This window comes from Nostoc sp. ChiVER01, assembly GCF_034531155.1.
In the GTDB taxonomy this organism is placed as follows: domain Bacteria; phylum Cyanobacteriota; class Cyanobacteriia; order Cyanobacteriales; family Nostocaceae; genus Nostoc.
Map to the genome: position 1 here is coordinate 19,409 of NZ_JAVRBS010000012.1, position 14,173 is coordinate 33,581.

Annotated in this window: 18 protein-coding genes and 1 pseudogene; 12 read left to right on the top strand and 7 right to left on the bottom strand. The window is 42.5% G+C overall.

The window, feature by feature from the left end:
- Nucleotides 1-266: 266 nt before the first annotated feature.
- From RMY00_RS16975 to RMY00_RS16980, 3 genes are all read left to right on the top strand, one after another.
- Complete coding sequence (locus RMY00_RS16975) at nucleotides 267-632, top strand: hypothetical protein (protein WP_322648645.1); 366 nt, start codon at nucleotides 267-269, stop codon at nucleotides 630-632.
- Nucleotides 633-779: 147 nt separating this feature from the next.
- Complete coding sequence (locus RMY00_RS36190) at nucleotides 780-953, top strand: DUF6888 family protein (protein WP_416212075.1); 174 nt, start codon at nucleotides 780-782, stop codon at nucleotides 951-953.
- A complete protein-coding gene (locus tag RMY00_RS16980) occupies nucleotides 950-1,162 on the top strand; it encodes a DUF6887 family protein (protein ID WP_322654256.1) in 213 nt (70 codons plus the stop codon). Before RMY00_RS36190 ends, RMY00_RS16980 begins: the two co-directional genes overlap by 4 nt.
- Nucleotides 1,163-1,350: 188 nt before the next feature.
- Here RMY00_RS16980 and RMY00_RS16985 read toward each other — a convergent pair whose 3' ends face one another.
- Complete coding sequence (locus tag RMY00_RS16985) at nucleotides 1,351-3,480, bottom strand: SUMF1/EgtB/PvdO family nonheme iron enzyme (protein ID WP_322648647.1); 2,130 nt, start codon at nucleotides 3,478-3,480, stop codon at nucleotides 1,351-1,353.
- 1 nt (nucleotide 3,481) lies between these two features.
- Entirely contained in the window at nucleotides 3,482-3,877 is a 396-nt protein-coding gene (locus RMY00_RS16990) for a hypothetical protein (RefSeq protein ID WP_322648648.1), read from the bottom strand.
- Nucleotides 3,878-4,118: 241 nt separating this feature from the next.
- Here RMY00_RS16990 and RMY00_RS16995 point away from each other — a divergent pair.
- Nucleotides 4,119-4,439 (top strand): annotated as a pseudogene (locus tag RMY00_RS16995) (transposase); the annotation flags it as partial.
- Between the two features lie 106 nt (nucleotides 4,440-4,545).
- Here the strand turns inward: RMY00_RS16995 and RMY00_RS17000 are convergent.
- From RMY00_RS17000 to ndhC, 3 genes are read right to left on the bottom strand one after another with little or no spacing between them, the layout of a single operon-like run.
- A complete protein-coding gene (locus RMY00_RS17000) occupies nucleotides 4,546-5,076 on the bottom strand; it encodes an NAD(P)H-quinone oxidoreductase subunit J (protein WP_322648649.1) in 531 nt (176 codons plus the stop codon).
- Entirely contained in the window at nucleotides 5,069-5,806 is a 738-nt protein-coding gene (ndhK, locus tag RMY00_RS17005; RefSeq protein WP_322648650.1) for a photosynthetic/respiratory NAD(P)H-quinone oxidoreductase subunit K, read from the bottom strand. Before ndhK ends, RMY00_RS17000 begins: the two co-directional genes overlap by 8 nt.
- Entirely contained in the window at nucleotides 5,797-6,159 is a 363-nt protein-coding gene (gene ndhC, locus RMY00_RS17010; RefSeq protein ID WP_100899269.1) for a photosynthetic/respiratory NAD(P)H-quinone oxidoreductase subunit C, read from the bottom strand. Before ndhC ends, ndhK begins: the two co-directional genes overlap by 10 nt.
- A gap of 325 nt (nucleotides 6,160-6,484) precedes the next feature.
- Here ndhC and RMY00_RS17015 point away from each other — a divergent pair, with 325 nt between their 5' ends.
- The 6 genes from RMY00_RS17015 (at nucleotide 6,485) to RMY00_RS17040 (ending at nucleotide 9,191) form a co-directional block, all read left to right on the top strand.
- Complete coding sequence (locus RMY00_RS17015; protein WP_322648651.1) at nucleotides 6,485-6,820, top strand: rubredoxin; 336 nt, start codon at nucleotides 6,485-6,487, stop codon at nucleotides 6,818-6,820.
- A 460-nt stretch (nucleotides 6,821-7,280) separates the two neighbouring features.
- Nucleotides 7,281-8,300 carry a photosynthesis system II assembly factor Ycf48 gene (locus RMY00_RS17020; protein ID WP_322648652.1) on the top strand — a complete coding sequence of 340 codons (1,020 nt, stop codon included), beginning with the start codon at nucleotides 7,281-7,283 and terminating at the stop codon, nucleotides 8,298-8,300.
- Between the two features lie 177 nt (nucleotides 8,301-8,477).
- A complete protein-coding gene (gene psbE / locus RMY00_RS17025) occupies nucleotides 8,478-8,726 on the top strand; it encodes a cytochrome b559 subunit alpha (RefSeq protein ID WP_094348030.1) in 249 nt (82 codons plus the stop codon).
- A 6-nt stretch (nucleotides 8,727-8,732) separates the two neighbouring features.
- Nucleotides 8,733-8,870: a cytochrome b559 subunit beta gene (gene psbF / locus RMY00_RS17030; protein ID WP_015115279.1), complete on the top strand. Its 138-nt coding sequence runs from the start codon at nucleotides 8,733-8,735 to the stop codon at nucleotides 8,868-8,870.
- 8 nt (nucleotides 8,871-8,878) lie between these two features.
- On the top strand, nucleotides 8,879-9,001 hold the full coding sequence (locus tag RMY00_RS17035) for a photosystem II reaction center protein L (protein WP_012411802.1): 123 nt from the start codon (nucleotides 8,879-8,881) through the stop codon (nucleotides 8,999-9,001).
- A 70-nt stretch (nucleotides 9,002-9,071) separates the two neighbouring features.
- Nucleotides 9,072-9,191: a photosystem II reaction center protein J gene (locus RMY00_RS17040; RefSeq protein WP_012411803.1), complete on the top strand. Its 120-nt coding sequence runs from the start codon at nucleotides 9,072-9,074 to the stop codon at nucleotides 9,189-9,191.
- A gap of 155 nt (nucleotides 9,192-9,346) precedes the next feature.
- Here the strand turns inward: RMY00_RS17040 and psaI are convergent, their stop codons facing one another.
- The gene (gene psaI, locus RMY00_RS17045; protein ID WP_322648653.1) at nucleotides 9,347-9,496 is read right to left on the bottom strand and encodes a photosystem I reaction center subunit VIII; all 150 of its coding nucleotides are present in this window, start codon (nucleotides 9,494-9,496) and stop codon (nucleotides 9,347-9,349) included.
- Between the two features lie 192 nt (nucleotides 9,497-9,688).
- Complete coding sequence (locus tag RMY00_RS17050; protein WP_322648654.1) at nucleotides 9,689-12,811, bottom strand: hypothetical protein; 3,123 nt, start codon at nucleotides 12,809-12,811, stop codon at nucleotides 9,689-9,691.
- A 602-nt stretch (nucleotides 12,812-13,413) separates the two neighbouring features.
- Here RMY00_RS17050 and RMY00_RS17055 point away from each other — a divergent pair.
- Nucleotides 13,414-13,611: a hypothetical protein gene (locus RMY00_RS17055; RefSeq protein ID WP_322648808.1), complete on the top strand. Its 198-nt coding sequence runs from the start codon at nucleotides 13,414-13,416 to the stop codon at nucleotides 13,609-13,611.
- An 82-nt stretch (nucleotides 13,612-13,693) separates the two neighbouring features.
- On the top strand, nucleotides 13,694-14,173 hold the full coding sequence (locus RMY00_RS17060) for a Tic20 family protein (RefSeq protein WP_322648655.1): 480 nt from the start codon (nucleotides 13,694-13,696) through the stop codon (nucleotides 14,171-14,173).

A 14,173-nucleotide genomic window follows, 5' to 3' on the forward strand; every position in this document is an offset into this window, starting at 1 on the left:
GCGACATCAAAACCTGCTTTTGCGACATCAAAACCTGCTTTTGTGACATCAAAACTTGCTTTTGTGACATCAAAACTTGCTTTTCTCAACGAATTTCAGCAAATATACCTGTATCTATCTAGTTGGCTAATGCCATCCAATGCTTTTATAATTCTGTAACTTCACTGTGGCTGGTGCATCTGCTTGTTGCGTATCTTGATGATATATAAATAACTCAGTGTATAAAGTCAGGGTTATTTATAAATAAATCCAAATAGGAAAACTATATGCAACGGAAACGAAACTCCATCTCACTGACTAAAGCTGAACGACGGATTGAAGGAATGCAGACAATTAACCCTAAATTAGACTTTAGTAATGGGTTTTCAATTGTTACTTACAACACTAAAGTAATTGAGCTACGAGAAAAGTTAGCCGCTTATAATCAAGCACAAATAATAGTAGAGAAGACACACAATGCATTATTAGAAGCAGAACGTGAGTTGAATACTTATTCTGAGCAAATGCTATTGAATGTTGCATCTCGCTATGGCAAAAATAGTGATGAATATGGAATGGCTGGTGGAACGCGCAGGTCAGACCGCAAGAAACCACGCCCAGTAGTAAAGCAAACAGTCCTAAATCAGTCGTGAACAATAAGATCCCCGACTTCTTTGAGAAGTCGGGGATCTGAGTCTCTCGATTTTCACAACTCATTTAGGATTGCTATAGATGGTTTGATATTTTCTTTTTACCTGCTATTCTGATTCCAAGCTATGGGGTTATGAGGTATACAAATCTTGCCAACTGCTGAACAAGGCATCAGGTGTGTAATACTAAGTCAATCTTTGACCAATACATTCACTCCTATTTACATTATCCGCCTCGATGAACAAACAGGTAAGTGTTTCATTTTGGCAGGAGATAACATAGAGATAAAAATCTATAACAATGGTCTTTGGAGGTTCTTGTGATTGAGCCAAACTTTAGCAGCATGAGCAAAACCAAGTTAAGAGCCTTCGTCATTGCTCACCCCGACAACAAAGTAGCGTTTCGTGCTTTTGTTGACCGCTTTACATTTGAAGCATCTCCAGAGACTTTTGACATCCCAAAATCGAATGCTGAGATTGAAGAAGTTGAAATTTTGATTAGACAAAAATTAGAACAATTAAAAATGAGCTAAATTTTAGAAGTTTCTTTTAAATGTCGCAAAATTAATTGAGTCGAACAACTGTTCGGTTTTGCAACCTACCAAGCTATCCGACTCGGTTTTATATTCGGAGGTTGTCGCCTTCCTCGCTGGTTCAGGTCTGGAATCCCTGATGTACGCTCGATAAATTCCCACTTACCGACTCTGACTTTGGGGAGTACTCACGCCACAGCCACCGCCACCACCCGAAAACCAATACTGCTGTAACGAATCGCGCGTGCGAACCTATCGCGCTCGGCAGAACGGCAATACCTGGCGTGCTTGTAACAACCCCCGCCACGCAGCAGCCTAATGTTATTATCTTTACCAGTAAGCCACGCACTACCATCTTTCGGCGCACCTTGGTAATTGTCATTATATACATCTAGACACCATTCCCATACATTACCATGCATATCGTATAAACCAAAAGAATTAGGCGGAAATTTTCCTACATCTATTGTTTGTTCACGATATTCGCCCTTTGGTGCAGAGCCGTAAGGATAGTTACCGTGGTAGTTAACTAAATCTGTGGTAATTGTTTCGCCAAAATAAAATGGGGTCTTGGTTCCAGCACGACAAGCATATTCCCATTCGGCTTCACTGGGTAGCCTGTAGGTGTGTTCTGTCTTCTTCTGACTCAATTTTTTACAAAACTCTACCGCCTCATCCCAATTTACTTGTTCTACAGGTCGTTTCTCACCTATGAAATTAGAAGGTTTTTTCCCCATAATTGCTTGATACTGTGCCTGGGTGATTTCATATTTACCCATGAAGAACCCAGGCACTTTTACCTGATGCTGTGGACTTTCATTTGGATATCTCCCTGCTTCTTCTTCGGGTGAACCCATCATAAAGGTTCCCCCTGGTATCTGCATCATTTCCAAGGTGACACCATTCCCTAAGTCTTCTTCAAAATATTTTGCTTCCTCATTACGGCGGTTGGTGATACTTCCCTGTGCATTGACAGTCACCGTTTCAAATCGAAAGGTTTTTAAATTGGAGGAAACGCCAGACGGGTTCGGGTTATTAGGAGGTCTTGTTATTTCTGGTGAAGCTGCTGGTGTAGTTCCTGGTGCATCTGTTGGTTCACCTGTAGCTTTTGGTGTAGTTGTTCCAGACCGCCAAATGCGAGGTATTACAATTGCCAAACCCAACCCAGCACCCGCAAACCCAACAGTTATCACCCTTCGCCGTGACCAGTTAGATAATATTGGTTTTTTTAATGGCGCTGGAGGTGTTGGAATTGTAGATGTTGCAAATTGTCCCGTACCAGAAGTCGGAATATTAGTAATTGGTGAGGTTTCCTTGGGAGGTGTTTGAAGAGGTTTACTTATAGGTGTATTTGTGACTGACTTAGATGCTTGTGGAATTGTTTGCTCAGGTAAATCAGGAATTGCAGAACTATTTCGCAAGCGCTCAATTCTTTGTAAACCTCTCACCGCATCCATATCTTGCCCTGAAGCCGCAGCTAATACCCGAATCCATAATTGCTCTGCTAAATCTAAATTCCTGTTTACTTCTACTTGGTAAGCATCATTTTTCAACGTGGCGATATCCGCTAGGGTTGCGTATCGTGGCACAAGTATTAGGTGTGATTTATTCACAGGTTCGGCAATCACATAAGGCGTTTGCCTTGTATTCTTATACTGGCGAACCAGTTCAGGCACGCGAAACTTAAGATATTGCTCCAATCGTTCAACAGTAGCGCATTGACCTTGAATTCCTAACCCTTCTAGTAATGCAGTAGTAAAAGCACCTTGTTGTAAAGCTTCAATTTCATAAGAATATTGCTGGGGAATACAAGAAAAAATGCTGATAACTCCTTGTTGACGTGCTTCTTCTGCGGTTTGTCGCCCAATTCCTTCACCTGTTTTTTTGCCTTCATTGCGACAAGCATCCAGAATCAAGACAATATTATCAGCACCGCAGCGACGCAAACGTTCACTCACAAAGTTAATTGGTATTGCCGTGTTTTCAATATCCTCTGGATCGCCATCACAAGGCATGAGATAATCACGGTCAGCGTATCTTATCCCATGACCACTGAAGAAAAACCAGAAATTATCCCCTGCTCCCATAAAGGGATTGTCAAATAACTGGCGCAAGACTCGCAGCAAGTTAGTGCGAGTTGGGCGAGTTGATTTTCCATCAACAGGAGGAGAGTCATCGGAGAAGAAAAATATCTTTTCAAATCCGACTTCATTACCCAGAAACTCTTGCATTAACAGTGCATCCCGCTTGGCATAGTTTAGCGGTTGCAGATAATCATACTGGTTAATTCCGATCGCGATCGCCCAATTTTTTGCCATCTCACCCTGGTTCTTGGCGCTTGAACTTCAGCTTAATCGCTCCTTTACTCCCAGCTTTGACACCACTGCCAATTAATTTAACTTCCCCATCTGCACTAATTTCTACCGACAGTTCAATTTCATCTAGCTGCATCCGGGAGTTGACTTTTGCTTGTTGTTCAGCTTGACTAAACAAACTTCCCACGAGTTTGAGAAAGTGAGTCATATTTTGCTCTAATGTTTGAGCGCTAACCTTAACGGCATCTCCTACCCCTTTGCTACCAGTATTATCCCTGATAGTTTCCTCTCCCCAACTTCGTGTATTATTACTCCCGCCTTTAGCACCATCAGGAATCGATATTTGCGGCACTTCATCCGTCACAATCCAAATGCCGTCGTTTTGGGGTATTTCTGACATATTATTTTAAATATTTAGATTAAATTGTCCCACAAATACAAATACAACGGTAGAGATAGCGATTCCGATTACTAGGAAATCTTACTGAGCATTTTAGCGATCGCATAGTCTCAAATTATCTCAGATTGGGTGCGATCGCTTTCTCTAATATTTACCCCACCCTAACCCTCCCCTTATAAAGGGGAGGGAACTAGATTTTCCGGTTTCTCCCCTTTATAAGGGGGGATTAAGGGGGGTAATATTTTTTGCTAGCTTTGTATTAGATAGTGCAATAGTTCAACAAATTATGAGGTGGGATATGGCACTTTTAGAGCAGTCGCCTTGGTATCAAGAAATTTTTAGCAAAGGGGAAGAACGAGGAGAACTGCGAGGAAGAAAGGAAGAATTATATTCAGGAATTGAATTAGCATTAGAAATTAAGTTTGGCAATCAAGGTTTAGAATTGATGCCGATAATCTCTCAAATTACAGATTTGCAGAAACTAAAAACAATTCAACAGGCAATTAAAACTGTAAATACAGTCAATGAATTACAGCAAGTTTTATCAACCAACTTGACATGAAACACCAAAAACATAACCCCTCTCCGCCACCGGAAAGGGGTTAATCACTGCCGAAACACTATATTGTACAGACGCGATTCATCGCGTCTCTATTATTCAGCAATCTCTAATAAGCGTCCTGCAACTCGTAAAAATCAGGCGAGATGTAATCCTTCCGCAAAGGCCAACCTACCCAATCTTCCGGCATCAAAATCCGCTTGAGATTTGGGTGTCCTTCGTAGATAATGCCGTACATATCGTAAGACTCGCGCTCTTGCCAATCTGCGGTCTTCCAAATCCAGTACACAGAAGGCACTCTTGGATTTTCCCGTGGTAAGAACACTTTAACTCGAACTTCTTCGGGGCGATCGCTATTATCACCGACTTTAATCAAGTGATATACACTTACCAATTCCTGTCCTGGCCCAAGGTCAACACCGCCTTGAAACTGGAGATAATTAAACCCATAAGCATAAAGGGCTGTAGCTGTAGGAAGCAAGAAATCTGCCGCCACCTTAATTATCTCTACACCATTCTTATCCGGTGCTAAAAACTCATGGTCAAAGCCATTTTCCGTCAACCACTGAGAAATTTTACCCGCTTGTACCAATGCCTCTTCTTTCGCTGCTGGTACTGGTTTAGATTCTTCTTCAGCCACGGGTTTGTTCCTCCTTTTGCGCCTTTTCTGTCAGCAGTGCAGGTGGTATTGGCATACCAATCGCTTCCGTCAATTCCTTCGGTGGTGCAGAGCGAGTTGCTGACTGCAAATACTTACCAGTTAAGATTTCCTCTACTGGCTTCAGGTTATGAGTCGTGCTGTAGTAGCGGTGAGTTTGCTTAATTTTATCCCGCTCTTGCATCGATTCATTAGAGATTTTCTTCCGTAGCTTAATGATTGCGTCAATAATTGCTTCGGGACGGGGAGGACAACCAGGCAAATACACATCTACAGGAATTAGTTTATCGACTCCGCGCACTGCTGTGGGCGAATCAACGCTGAACATACCGCCAGTAATTGTGCAAGCACCCATCGCAATTACATACTTCGGCTCTGGCATTTGTTCATAAAGACGCACCAGTTGGGGAGCCATCTTCATCGTAATAGTCCCTGCCGTAATAATTAAATCGGCTTGGCGGGGGCTAGAACGGGGAATCAGCCCAAAACGGTCAAAGTCAAATCGGGAACCAATTAAAGCTGCAAATTCAATAAAGCAGCAAGCAGTACCAAATAACAACGGCCACAAACTAGAAAGCCGCGCCCAGTCGTAGAGATCATCAACCGTAGTCAAAATGACGTTTTCTGAAAGGTCTTGAGTGACATTGGTACGCTCAATGGGGTTGATGATTCGTTCTTTACCCTGAGTTGTTAAGTTAGAATTCAAGACCATTCCAAAGCTCCTTTACGCCATGCGTAAACTAAAGCGACTACAAGAATTGCAATAAAGACTAGCGCTTCAATAAAAGCTAATAGCCCTAAACGGTGGAAAGCCACTGCCCAAGGATACAAGAAAACAGTCTCCACATCAAAGACGACGAAGACCAGAGCAAACATGTAGTAGCGAATGTTGAACTGAATCCAGGCTCCCCCGATGGGTTCCATACCAGATTCATAAGTGGTGTGCCGTTCTGGACTGTAACCACTGGGTCGTAGGAGCTTGGAAGCTGAGAGCGCTAAGGCAGGAACTAGGCTACAGACTATGAAGAAGCCTAGAAGGTACTCGTAACCGCTGAGGACAAACACAATGAGTATCTACCGCTTATGGAGTATTTAAAGTAGGGAGTGGGGAGTGGGGAGTAGGGAGATAGGGAGCAGGGGAAGCAGGGGGAGAATAACTATTGATTTTTAACCAATGCTCGATACCCAATGCCCAATACCCAATGCCCAATGCCCAATCCCTTGAATTGCGTAACTTTCTTTTACATTATATCTGTTTGGTTTTTCTGAAATCTGGGAAACAGATACACTTCAAGTATTTAATTAGCTTTTGATAGTGATAGAAAAGCCAAACAATTATGTCATAATTTGTAACGTATATTTCAGATTTCTCCTCTGCGAGGCCCTAGCCATGAGCGAACCAGCTGTTGAGACTACGGTGTTAGACCGCTACGAGTGTCGCGCCTGCGGTTATGTTTACGAACCTGAGAAGGGAGACGACAAGGATGATATTCCTTCAGGGACATCCTTTGCAGAACTGCCCATAAATTGGCGCTGTCCAGTTTGTGCTGCTAAAAAAACCGCTTTTGCCAATATCGGCCCTGCGGGTACTGCATCCGGCTTCAAAGAAAATCTCGGTTACGGTTTGGGTGTCAACAACCTAACGCCAACCCAAAAGAATATTCTAATTTTTGGTGCTTTGGCTCTTGGCTTCTTGTTTTTTATCAGTCTCTACGGCTTACAATAACAGCCGTTATCTCAGAAACAAAGAATAGTGAGTAGGGAAGAGATTTTCATTATTGGTTGTGTGATTATAGTCACACAACTATACTGTTTTACTTGTTCCCTAGAGCCTTTAATTAAGCTAAAAATGCTCACTTTTATTTACATTGATTAGCAGTGTATTCTCTGATAAAATATCAGAGATTCAGGTGAGAATCTGTAACGTCAAGCAACCTCTATACTGATAAGTTGCCTCTGAGGTGTTACAGCAAGTAATCGCAAATATGTTGCTTCTCAAAGCAAGAATCACGCTAGAAGCAAACAAGTAAGAGTGCATAGAACTTGATTCTATGCATCGATTGATACACCTTAGTTGAGATTTATCTGCTCAACTTATGTATTTGTTAGCAAATGTTAGCAAAAAAGTATCAGTAAACCTTTTAGAGAACAGCTACAGAAATTTAGAAACAAGTTAAGAAATACTAATGCATTCAATTGTGAAAGGTTGGCAACGAATAGCTACCTTGTTGATAGTAGTCCTCATGTGTATAGGTTGTAGCAGAGTTCCTTCTGTTAGTTACAACCCTTGGAAAGTCATTTCTGTGCCAACAGACTCGAATCTCCTGGATATTGCTTTTACTAATAACCCTGAGCATGGCTACTTAGTAGGTAGCAATGCCACCCTATTGGAAACCAATGACGGTGGTGATACCTGGAAACCAATAACACTGCAACTGGATGAGCAGAAGTATCGTTTTGACTCAGTAAGTTTTGCAGGAAAAGAAGGCTGGATTGCCGGAGAGCCTGGACTGTTGCTGCACACTACTGATGAAGGTGCTTCTTGGTCGCGTATTCCCCTGAGTGAAAAGCTACCAGGTAGCCCGATCGCAGTTAAGGCACTAGCAGACAATACAGCTGAAATGGCTACCGATGTTGGAGCCATATATAAAACCACAGACGGCGGCAAAAACTGGAAAGCCCAAGTTGAATCAGCAGTCGGTGTGGTGCGTAACTTAGAACGTTCTCCTGATGGCAAATATGTTGCCGTTTCCGCCAAAGGTAGTTTCTACTCAACTTGGGAACCTGGACAAGATGCTTGGGTACCCCATAACCGCAATAGTTCTCGGCGGGTAGAAAACATGGGTTTTGCTGATAATGGGCAATTGTGGTTACTAGCTAGGGGAGGTCAAATTCAATTTAGTGACCCAACTAAACCTGAAGCATGGCAAGAGGCAAAGTATCCAGAGTTATCCACCAGTTGGGGTTTACTGGATTTGGCATATCGCACACCCGATGAAATTTGGATAGGTGGCGGTAGCGGTAATTTACTACGGAGTCCCGATGGTGGCAAAACGTGGGAAAAAGACCGTGCAGTAGAAGAAGTTGCTGCTAATTTGTATAAAATTGTGTTCTTAGAGCCAGAACGGGGATTTATAATTGGCGATCGCGGCGTTTTGCTCAAATATCTGCCAAATCCTGAAACAACTTCCCCAGAAGCTGCTTAGTGGGAAAGGAGGGAAAATTCCTCTCTCCTCTGCACCCTTCTCCCTGCCCCTCTGCCTCTTCCCCATGCCCCAGGCCCAACGTACAATTTCTGAGAAGAACTTTGCAACTTGTAACTCTTTCTTAACTTTGTAGGATAATAAACTCAATAACACTCTATGTATAGGATAGGGATCTAAATGTCAGGTACCACTGGAGAGCGTCCGTTTTCGGACATTATTACTAGCGTTCGTTACTGGGTAATTCACAGCATCACCATTCCGGCATTATTTATTGCTGGTTGGCTATTTGTCAGCACCGGGCTGGCTTATGATGCCTTTGGTACACCCCGCCCCAACGAGTATTTCACACCAGCACGGCAGGAAGTGCCCATTGTGAAAAACCGTTTTGAAGCTAAAAAACAAGTTGAAGAATTTATTGGAAAGTAGTTTGACATGACTAGCGGAAACAACATCAATCAACCAGTTACCTATCCAATTTTTACCGTTAGATGGCTGGCAGTACACACCTTAGGTGTACCAACTGTATTCTTTTTAGGCGCGATCGCCGCAATGCAATTTATTCAACGTTAGGAGCAATCATGGTAGAAAGATCGCCCAATCCCAATAATCAACCGGTTGAACTAAACCGGACTTCGCTATACCTGGGACTACTACTAGTTTTCGTTCTGGGGATTCTGTTTTCCAGTTACTTCTTCAACTAAGTAGAAGTCCTGTTGTTAATCTTTGTTTATTTAACCTGTGTTGATTAGTTGTTAAGGGAGGAGAGAAGCTGTGTCTGGAAGTGGGAGAATTCCCCTGTGGGTCGTCGCTACGATCGCAGGTTTAGGTATAATTACAGTCTTGGGCATTTTCTTTTATGGTGCCTACGCCGGACTCGGTTCTTCGATTTAACATCAGTTAGTTTGAACCGAACACTATAAGTTAGAATTTTCTAGCATTTGTTGAGAAATCAACGTTAAAAAACCGCCTGTCTCCATGAGATAGGCGGTATTAATTTTGGTCACTAGTCATTTGTACAAAACAAATGATTAATGACTACAACAGTATCAGTTAATATCACTGATATCGTCGCTTTCAATGTATAAAAGCAGAGACGCGAAGACTACACTTGGCAAAACCCAACCAATTATGGGAACGAAGATAGAAGACAAGTACGAAGTACTAGCCAAGATAGAAGGCAAAAAAGAAGCTGCCATAGTAAAAGTTCCTATGAAATCACACTACAATTCAAAATGAGCTTACTGCAAATTCTGCCAAATTTTTGAAATTCTTTCATATTTTTAACACAGGGGATATTGGGAGATGAGGGAGACAAGGGGACAAGGAGATAAACAAAACTCCTAACTCAGCACTCGTAACGCCCAATGCCCAATTCTCAATTCCCTGAGTTACATATCTAGGAGTTCATCTAGCTGCAAGTTTGGCAAGTCTGGAGGAATTACAGTTCGCACTATTGTGACTTTGTGACTCTCCTGTTGAGTTGTCAGATTGAGTGCGATCGCTTCTAAGCGAATTTCCAAACACCCAAAGGGAATATTTAATTGCGTTATCACTTCCAATCCTCCCAAGGCGTTAGGTAACAAATTTGTCAGCAGATGAGGCCCCTCTAGTAACCAGCGAGTTTGACAATCTTCAAGCCATAACTTGACAACAACTTGGGGACGTACTTCAGGCAGGACTACACGCACTATGATAAATTTGCCAGCGATTAGTTCGCCGTCTGGTACATGCAGTTCTGGAATTGGCAAAGGCTCAATGGCTGCCGCAGTTATGGGTGAGGAAGAGGATAAACCTAATAATGGTTGCTTCTCTTCTTCAAAAAATTCATTCTTCGTCCCATTGGCTTCCAGTTCATTATGTTCACTATATGTATCATCTACAACGATTTCTTGCGCCAACCAAGCTGACGCTATATTCATTTTTATTGGAGGAGGGGGAGGCGGTAGTTGTGTTACCACTATTGAGAGCGTTGGGTCGGATACTTCTACTACCGTATCTTCCCCTATTTCTATATCAGCTTCCTTTGCTGTGTCTGCGTCTTCCCCCAAGCTCCCAAGTTCAGAAACCGACTCTTGAACTTCTTCCGATATCTCTGTGTCAGCATCCACGTTTAACGGCAAGTTGACATCAACATTAGAATTTTCAGTATTAAGAGAAAGCTGGGTCTGCTGGGTTGGAACATAGCGATCGCGATCTTCAGGTTCCAGTTCATCGATGGATTCAGGCAAAGAGTGTCCTTGGCTGTGCATCCACTTTCTGAGCAGGGGAGATGAGTAAAGGTTGCCTGTTGTAATGAATTGTGCATTTGGCTGGGCTTCTTCTACCTCAGCAACAGACTCTTCTTGAAATTGTTCATTTGGCTGGGCTTCTGTTTCAGCAACAGATTCTTCTTGAAATTGGGCATTATCTACTACTAATTCAGGTGTATTTTCCTCAGCTACAGTTGTATCCAACTGCGGTAAGTCTTCATCTGCTGGAACTTTCGCATCTGGAGCATTATTTTTTACTTCTTCTGTATCATCTGGCAAAGTTTGTAGCCGTTTCAAGTACGGCAAAGTAGTTTCGAGTATTGGCATTCGACGTTGCTTGATGATCAACTGCTCCAAGTTAATGGCAACCATAGTAGTATCCTTTTTCAGAAGTTCCTCTTCTGTAGAGGGTTCTGCAACGAAATCTGTGGGAGTGTTGGCATGGGTTTGAATAGGGGGCAGTTTCGGCAATTGAGGCGAAGTGCCTGAATTGTTTAAGTTAGATGTTCGCTGGATGGCTTCTCGCAGAACTTGTAAGTTAATTTGCGGTGGTAAAGTTGTATTTGGGGATGGATTGAATATCTGAGACTGGTCTATTTTTGGAATCTTGACCAGATTGAATAGTTTTAAATCTATCTTCACAGCGGCCTCTGGCTCCATGACAGCAGCAGACGAGTCCAATGGTGCTGTGGTGTCATTTAAGGATGTACTAGGTGTTGCTGCGGCTGTGATTGCCAGTAATTCTGTGACATCTGCTGTAATGGTGAAGGACTGGCTGGCTAACCTGATGACTTCACCAACATCGGAGAATCGACCATACAAAGTGATATCTGCCAAAATTAACTTCGATTCAAAGTCAGCAGGAATATCAATTGATGTATTGATGGTGAAGGGCAACTCCTGATCTGGTAAGGGTTGCCGTACCTGAGTCAAAATTTTTGAGTTTTTGGGCGATCGCAGTTCAATTTCTAGTTCAAGCGCCTGCAAGCTTTTTGAGAATAATGTTTCAGCCTGATCTAGATTTATCTTTTCTTTGAGTTCTACGCGCCCATTGATTGTAAGAGGTTGTCCCCAACGAGTAATGTAAGTATCCTGAGCTAAAGTTAGCAGTAATGGAGGCGGTGGCTGTGTTGCTGGAGAATCTGTAACCTTTTCATCATCGAGCAAGGCTTCAGAATTGGGTAAAGCTAAATCTATTAAATTTTGTAAAATCTGCTCTGCCGTCTCACCTTTGAGCCACACAGAATTCACAGACTCATCAATATCTTTTTTCGTTTCATCTAGCAGAACAGTAGTATTAGGGTTGCTGTCTGTAGTAACCGTCTGTTCTGTAGCGATCGCTTGATCTAAGTTAATTTCGGGTTCTTCTGGGTCAATGTATCCTAAGTTCTCTTCATCTGGCACAACAATATTAACGGGGTTTTCGTCTATAGCGATCGCTTGATCTAAGTTAATTTCGGGTTCTTCTGGGGCAATGTATCCTAAGTTCTCTTCATCTGGCACAACAATATTAACGGGGTTTTCGTCTATAGCGATCGCTTGATCTAAGTTAATTTCGGGTTCTTCTGGGGCAATGTATCCTAAGTTCTCTTCATCTGGCACAACAATACTAACGGGCTTGTCATCTGTAGCAGTTAGCAGTTCTACAAAGACTGCGATCGCTTGATCTAAGTTAATTTCGGGTTCTTCTGAGGCAATGTCTTCTAAGTTCTCTTTATCTGGTACAACAATACTAACGGGGTTGTCGTCTGTAGTAATTGCCGATTCTGTAGTGATCGCTTTATCTAGCGCAATTGCGGGTTGTGCTGGGAAAGTGAATTCCCAGTTTTCAGAAACAGCATCTGGGCGATCAGATGAATTTGATTCTACATTCTCCCCCTGCTTCTTCTGCCTCCTCTGCTCCGCCTCTACTCCCTGGCACAATACTTGAAGTTGGATACTGTATTGCCAAGATTTACCGAGGAGTTCCGACATCAAGTCGCCCATACAGCGTAACTCCCAAACTCCTGGTTCAAAGTAGGTAAAGGGAATTAGCGCCATTAAGCCTTCTGAATTAGTGCGACGCGATCGCTTGAAAATTCGCCGCTTTGGTAGAACTTCCTGGGTTGAAGAATGAGTTACCCGCACTTCAACATCTGTATTAGGAAGGTTAGAACGAGCCAAAACTCTATACTCCCCTTCCAAAATTTCCAAATTTGGCGATTCTAGGATATGCCACGAGCGATCGCCTTGTTTCTGTATCAGAAATTGCCAATGTTCCATTGTGAGTGATGCCCAGACCGACGAGCCGCTCAATTATATTGTGTATTAACTTGCTTGCAAGTTTACCCCAGTATTTTGTAAATGCATCTCTTAAATCGCTATCTAGTTAACTCAGTTTTACTTACTTGCCTTCTGGCACTTTAACTAGTCGCATCAAGGGAATTTCAATGGATTGCCATATTGTTTGTGCGTAAAGCTTTTGTTGTTTCCTCAATATTAATTTTGACACTCTCCAGTGCTAAGTTAACAGAGATGCAATAAAATCGTTGGCTGTATATTTTCAACTTAGTGCCAACTTTTTTTGTATGATTTTTTACCAAAATGTCCATTTACCATAGACGCAACATACAATAAAAGTAAGATTCACTTGACAATTTTTATTAAATTGTGATTCCCCACATTTTGCAACAAAGAGTTAGGATGTGGCTTTTAAGTGTCCTCTGCGATCGCCTACCGTGAGCGCAAAGGGCGATCGCAAATCACAACACTTAACCGCGCAGCACGCGCCTAACCTACAAAGCAGCGTTTCTTTGAACCTCTACAAAGCGCATCCTCACCTGAGTAGAATGTGGGTGACAATGAGGATTTACAGGAGGGATTCGATGCTAGTCATTTTAATGGACGAGCAAATCCTTGCCCCTGAGCAAGTTTGCCAGTCTTGTTTACTCGCTGACAGGAGCGGTCAACCCCGTTGGCGTGGGGGTCAACTGCGTTGTGGTCAAGCAATTGGCAAACTCACTCAACAGCAGCCAGACCAGTATGAGTGTGTCATGGGTTTTCGCATTGCCCATATAGAATAGTATGAATTTGCCAGCAAGACGAAGCAACTGCGTTATCCTAAACTCAAGTAACTATTAAAATTTAACCATAGGAGAACGCATAATGTCTTGGCGCGGGTCTACAACAGTTTCAGATCGAATTTTTGCTTGCTTGCCTTATTTGCTGCCCCTAGTTGATGGTTTAGTCTTTGGCAGGTTTTTATTTAAACAGTTTCCAGCACTACAAGTTCTGCTTTTACCACTGCAACCAGTTTTAATAATTTACGGTAGTTTAGGACAAATTGGACAAATAATTGTGTTCTTTGCCTTGTTTCTATTAGTGGTGAGAAACGAAAAAATCAATCACTTCATTCGTTTCAACACAATGCAGGCGATTCTTTTGGACATAGTTATATTTTTGTGTTCTATACTGGTGCGAGTTTTAGCAGAGGTTCCTGGTACTAGCTTTGCAATAGAAACAGTAGCTAACACCATCTTTCTAGGCGTTGTAGCAGCAGTTGCATATTCTGCCGTCCAGTCTCTACTGGGACGTTATGCAGAAATTCCGGCGATTTCCGATGCAGTATATATGCAGGTGCGTTAG

What these genes read in the sequence shown, in the direction of transcription:
- RMY00_RS16975 (WP_322648645.1), top strand. Translation starts at nt 267, where the DNA reads ATGCAACGGAAACGAAACTCCATCTCACTGACTAAAGCTGAACGACGG.
- RMY00_RS16985 (WP_322648647.1), bottom strand. Translation starts at nt 3,480, where the DNA reads ATGGCAAAAAATTGGGCGATCGCGATCGGAATTAACCAGTATGATTAT.
- RMY00_RS16990 (WP_322648648.1), bottom strand. Translation starts at nt 3,877, where the DNA reads ATGTCAGAAATACCCCAAAACGACGGCATTTGGATTGTGACGGATGAA.
- ndhK (WP_322648650.1), bottom strand. Translation starts at nt 5,806, where the DNA reads ATGGTCTTGAATTCTAACTTAACAACTCAGGGTAAAGAACGAATCATC.
- RMY00_RS17015 (WP_322648651.1), top strand. Translation starts at nt 6,485, where the DNA reads ATGAGCGAACCAGCTGTTGAGACTACGGTGTTAGACCGCTACGAGTGT.
- RMY00_RS17020 (WP_322648652.1), top strand. Translation starts at nt 7,281, where the DNA reads ATGCATTCAATTGTGAAAGGTTGGCAACGAATAGCTACCTTGTTGATA.
- psbE (WP_094348030.1), top strand. Translation starts at nt 8,478, where the DNA reads ATGTCAGGTACCACTGGAGAGCGTCCGTTTTCGGACATTATTACTAGC.
- psbF (WP_015115279.1), top strand. Translation starts at nt 8,733, where the DNA reads ATGACTAGCGGAAACAACATCAATCAACCAGTTACCTATCCAATTTTT.
- RMY00_RS17035 (WP_012411802.1), top strand. Translation starts at nt 8,879, where the DNA reads ATGGTAGAAAGATCGCCCAATCCCAATAATCAACCGGTTGAACTAAAC.
- psaI (WP_322648653.1), bottom strand. Translation starts at nt 9,496, where the DNA reads ATGGCAGCTTCTTTTTTGCCTTCTATCTTGGCTAGTACTTCGTACTTG.
- RMY00_RS17050 (WP_322648654.1), bottom strand. Translation starts at nt 12,811, where the DNA reads ATGGAACATTGGCAATTTCTGATACAGAAACAAGGCGATCGCTCGTGG.
- RMY00_RS17055 (WP_322648808.1), top strand. Translation starts at nt 13,414, where the DNA reads ATGCTAGTCATTTTAATGGACGAGCAAATCCTTGCCCCTGAGCAAGTT.
- RMY00_RS17060 (WP_322648655.1), top strand. Translation starts at nt 13,694, where the DNA reads ATGTCTTGGCGCGGGTCTACAACAGTTTCAGATCGAATTTTTGCTTGC.